Genomic DNA, 4,690 nt, shown 5'->3' with positions numbered 1-4,690 from the left:
GCCCTCGGCGCCGGACTTCACCCCCGGTATCGCGCCGCTGCCACCGGCACTGGACGGGCCGCCGCCACCGCCCGGGCCGGGACAGCAGGTGCCGCCGGCCGGTCAGCCGCCGCTGCCGGGCAACCCACCGTTCCTCCCACCGGGTTCGCAGAGCTAGGGGAGGGATAGACGTGTCAACCGTCTTCAGTGTCAAGAGCCTCAAGCTGTCGCGGCTGTCGCGCGCCACGGTGATCATCGGCGCCCTGGTGGCGATCCTCGCGGTCGTGCTGGTCGCCGTCGGATGGAACGTCTACAAGCGCGCCACCACCAACACCGTCGTCGCCTACTTCACCCAGACACTGGCGCTCTATCCCGGCGACAAGGTCCAGATCATGGGCGTGCGGGTCGGTTCGATCGACAGCATCGAGCCCGCCGGCGACAAGATGAAGGTCACCTTCCACTACGACAGCAAGTACAACGTGCCCGCCGACGCCACCGCGTCGATCCTCAACCCCAGCCTGGTCGCATCGCGCACGATTCAGCTCGCTCCGCCCTACACCGGGGGCCCGGTCCTGCAGGACGACGCGGTGCTCGACCTGGACCGCACCCAGGTCCCCGTCGAATACGACGACCTGCGGGACTCGATCAGCAGGCTGCTCACCGATCTGGGCCCCACCCCGGAGCAGCCCAAGGGCCCGTTCGGAGACATCATCGAGTCCGCGGCAGACGGTTTCGCCGGCAAGGGCGAGCAGATCAACCGCACGCTGACCAACCTGTCGGAGGCGCTGTTCGCGCTCAACGAGGGCCGCGGCGACTTCTTCAGCGTCATCAAGAGCCTGGCCCTGTTCGTCAACGCGCTGCACCAGAGTGACCAGCAGTTCGTGGCGCTGAACAACGACCTCGCCCAGATCACCAACGCGTTCACCAACACCGACGACGAGGTCGCCAACGCCGTGCGCGACCTCAACGAACTGCTCGGAACCACAAGGGAATTCATCGACGAGAACGGCGAGGTGCTGGCCCACGACATCCAGAACCTGGCCGACGTGACCAACGCGATCCTGCAGCCCGAGCCCCGGGAGGGCCTCGAGACCGCGCTGCACGCCTACCCCAACGTCGCAGCGAACCTGATGAACATCTCGTCGCCGAACGCCGGCGGCATCGTCGCCCTGCCGGTGATCACCGGCTTCGCCAACCCGATGCAGTTCATCTGCAGCGCGATCCAGGCCGGCAGCCGACTGGGCTATCAGGAATCCGCCGAACTGTGCGCCCAGTACCTCGGGCCGATCCTCGACGCGATCAAGTTCAACTACCTGCCGTTCGGTGCCAACCAGCTCCAGACCGCGATGACGCTGCCCAAACAGATCGCCTACTCCGAGGAGCGGTTGCGCCCACCGGCCGGGTACAAGGACACGACGGTGCCGGGCATCTTCTCCCGCGACACCCTGTTCTCGCACGGCAACCACGAACCGGGCTGGATCGTCGCCCCCGGCATGCAGGGCGTCGAGGTGCAGCCGTTCACCGCGAACATGCTCACGCCCGAATCCCTGTCCGAGCTGATGGGCGGGCCCGACATCGTTCCGCCGCCGGCGCCGCCCGCGTTCGGCACCACCCGCGACGGCAACCTGCCCGGCCCGCCGAACGCGTTCGACCAGAACAATCCGCTGCCCCCGCCGTGGTATCCGCCGGCGCCCACCGCGCCGGCGCCCGCACCGGGTGTCGTGGTGGGCAATCCGAGTCCGCTGGGCGCCATCGCCCCGGCGGCGCCGGCCGCACCGGTACCGCCTGCACCTGCGGCCGTCCCGGGACCGCTACTGCCGGCTGAGGCGGGAGGCTGAGCATGACGCTGATCAGAGGTATCTCCCGCCCGAAGCCGGGCGCGTGGCGCACGCTCACCCAGCGGGTCATCGCGCTGTCGGCGGTGGCGCTGGTGCTCACCTCGTGCGGGTCGTGGAAGGGCATCTCCAACGTGCCGCTGCCCGGCGGCCCGGGCACCGGCCCCGACCACACCACGATCTACGTGCAGATGCCGGACACGTTGGCGCTCAACGTCAACAGCCGGGTTCGTGTCGCCGACGTCTACGTGGGCCGGGTGCGTGCCATCGAGTTGAAGAACTGGATCGCCACGCTGACCCTGGATCTGGACCCCAGCGTGAAGCTGCCGGTCAACGCGCTGGCCAAGATCGGGCAGACCAGCCTGTTGGGATCCCAGCACGTCCAGCTGGACATGCCGCCGGATCCGGCGCCGCAGATGCTCGAGACCGGCGACACGATCCCGCTGAAGAACTCCTCGGCGTTCCCCACCACCGAGCGGGTACTGGCCAGCATCGCGACCATCCTGACCGGCGGCGGAGTGGCCAACCTCGAGACCATCCAGACCGAGGTCTACAACGTGCTCAACGGGCGCGCCGACCAGATCCGCACCTTCCTCGACCAGCTCGACACCTTCACCGACGAGCTCAACCGCCAGCGCGACGAGATCACCCGCGCCATCGATTCGACGAACCGGCTGCTGGCCGTCGTCGCGCAGCGCAACGACACCCTCGATGCCGTGCTCACCGAGTTCCCGCCGCTCATCCAGCATTTCGCCGACACCCGCGACCTGTTCGCCGACGCCGTCGAATCACTGGGCCGAATCAGCGGTGCCGCCGAGGAGGCGCTGGCACCGGCCAGCGACAACATCGGCACCAACCTGGCCAACCTGCAGCGGCCGCTGCGTGAGCTGGGCAAGTCGGGTCCCTACCTGCTTGGCGCACTGAAGGTGTTCCTCACCGCGCCGTACAGCATCGAGAACGTGCCGAAGGCAATCCGCGGCGACTACATCAACTCGTCGATCATCATCGACCTGACCCTGTCGGCCATCGACAACGCGTTCCTGTCCGGCACCGGGGTGTCGGGCATGTTGCGGGCCCTCGAACAGGCCTGGGGCCGCGATCCCAACACGATGATCCCGGACGTGCGCTTCACACCGAACCCGAACTCGGCGCCCGGCGGCCCACGCATCGAAAGGGCTGAGTGAGCGATGCTGACACGTTTCATCAGGCTGCAGCTGCTGCTGTTCACCATCCTGACCGTGCTCGCGCTCGCCGTCCTCGGGCTGTACTACCTGAGGCTGCCGAGCCTGGCCGGTATCGGGCAGTACACCCTCTACGCCGAGCTGCCGCGCTCGGGCGGACTCTACGAGACCGCCAACGTCACCTATCGCGGCACCGAGATCGGGAAGGTCACCTCGGTCGAGCCGACCGAGTCGGGTGCGCGCGCGACGATGAGCATCAGCGACGACTTCCGGATCCCGGTGGACGTCAGCGCCAACGTCCACTCGGTGTCGGCCATCGGTGAGCAGTACCTGGACCTGGTCCCGGCCAGCGACACCGATCAGTACCTGAGCCCGGGGCAGACCATCACCGACAGCACCGTGCCCGCCCCGGTCGGCCCGGCGCTGGACGCGGCCAACGAGGGCCTGGCGGTGCTGCCCAAGGAGAAGATCGACACGCTGCTGACCGAGACCTCGCTGGCGGTCGGCGGGCTGGGGCCCTCGCTGCAGCGGCTGGTCGAGTCCACCACCAACCTCGCCGGGGGTTTCCAGGAGAACCTGCCCCAGGTCACCGACATCATCAACAACTCGGCGCCGATCCTGCAGAGCCAGGTCGACTCCGGCGATGCGATCGCGCAGTGGTCACGCAACCTCAACGTCATCGCCTCGCAGGCCGCCGGCCAGGACGCGGCGCTGCGCAGCGGCCTGTCGCAGGCCGCGCCCACGCTGGACCAGGTGACCACGGTGTTCAGCGACGTGCGGGAGGCGCTGCCGCAGACACTGGCGAACCTGTCGGTGGTCACCGACATGCTCAAGCGCTACAACAAGGGGCTCGAGCAGACCCTGGTGATCTACCCGCAGGGGGCCGCCCTGATGCAGATGGGCTCGATCTTCGAGGACGGCGGTCTGCTGCACTTCGGCCTGTCGGTCAACCTTCCGCCGCCGTGCATGACGGGATTCCTGCCGGCATCCGAATGGCGTTCGCCGGCCGACACCAGCACCGCGCCACTGCCCAAGGGCACGTACTGCAAGATCCCGAAGGACTACCAGGGCAACGCCGTTCGCGGTGCCCGCAACTATCCGTGCGCCGATGTGCCGGGTAAGCGGGCGGCGACCCCGGCGGAGTGCCGCAGCGAGGAGCCCTACGAGCCGCTGGGCACCAACCCCTGGTACGGCGACCCGAACCAGGTGCTGTCCTGCCCCGCCCCGGGCGCCCGCTGTGACCAGGGCGTCAACCCGGGCCGGGTGATTCCCGCTCCGTCGATCAACAACGGGATGAACCCGTTGCCGGCCGACGAGCTGCCTCCGCCGGAGGACCTCGCCCCGGTCAGCGACCCGTTGAGCCCAGCGGGCTCGGGTACCGTCAGCTGCAGTGGACAACAGCCCAACCCGTGCACCTACACTCCCGCCCAAGGGCCGCCCGGCACCACCGCCGCGTACAGCCCCAGCAGTGGCGAGGTGGTGGGCCCGGATGGCGTCCGGTACAACGTCAGCAACTCGAGCAACCCAGGAGACGACGGATGGAAGGAGATGCTGGCACCGGCCGGCTGAACCCCACCACCGACTCCGACGCTGACACCGCGCCGGACGACACACCCGAGGCGGCCGAGGACACGGCGGCCCCGCAGGAGCACACCACCGAGCGCCGCCCGGCGCGGCTGGGCGCCGGGTGGGCGC

At 68.8% G+C, this 4,690-nt stretch carries 3 protein-coding genes; all 3 read left to right on the top strand.

The features are described from left to right. Positions 1-170: 170 nt before the first annotated feature. From ACXAID_RS27055 to ACXAID_RS27045, 3 genes are read left to right on the top strand one after another with little or no spacing between them, the layout of a single operon-like run. Complete coding sequence (locus ACXAID_RS27055) at positions 171-1,817, top strand: virulence factor Mce family protein (protein ID WP_475025258.1); 1,647 nt, start codon at positions 171-173, stop codon at positions 1,815-1,817. 2 nt (positions 1,818-1,819) lie between these two features. Further along, positions 1,820-2,998 carry an MCE family protein gene (locus tag ACXAID_RS27050; protein ID WP_475025257.1) on the top strand — a complete coding sequence of 393 codons (1,179 nt, stop codon included), beginning with the start codon at positions 1,820-1,822 and terminating at the stop codon, positions 2,996-2,998. A gap of 3 nt (positions 2,999-3,001) precedes the next feature. Further along, on the top strand, positions 3,002-4,564 hold the full coding sequence (locus ACXAID_RS27045) for an MCE family protein (protein WP_475025256.1): 1,563 nt from the start codon (positions 3,002-3,004) through the stop codon (positions 4,562-4,564). The last annotated feature ends 126 nt before the right edge of the window (positions 4,565-4,690 follow it).

This window comes from Mycobacterium sp. ABE4_509 (genome assembly GCF_056160785.1).
The sequence above is the reverse complement of the archived record's forward strand: the minus strand, read 5'-3'. Positions and strand labels throughout refer to the sequence as shown.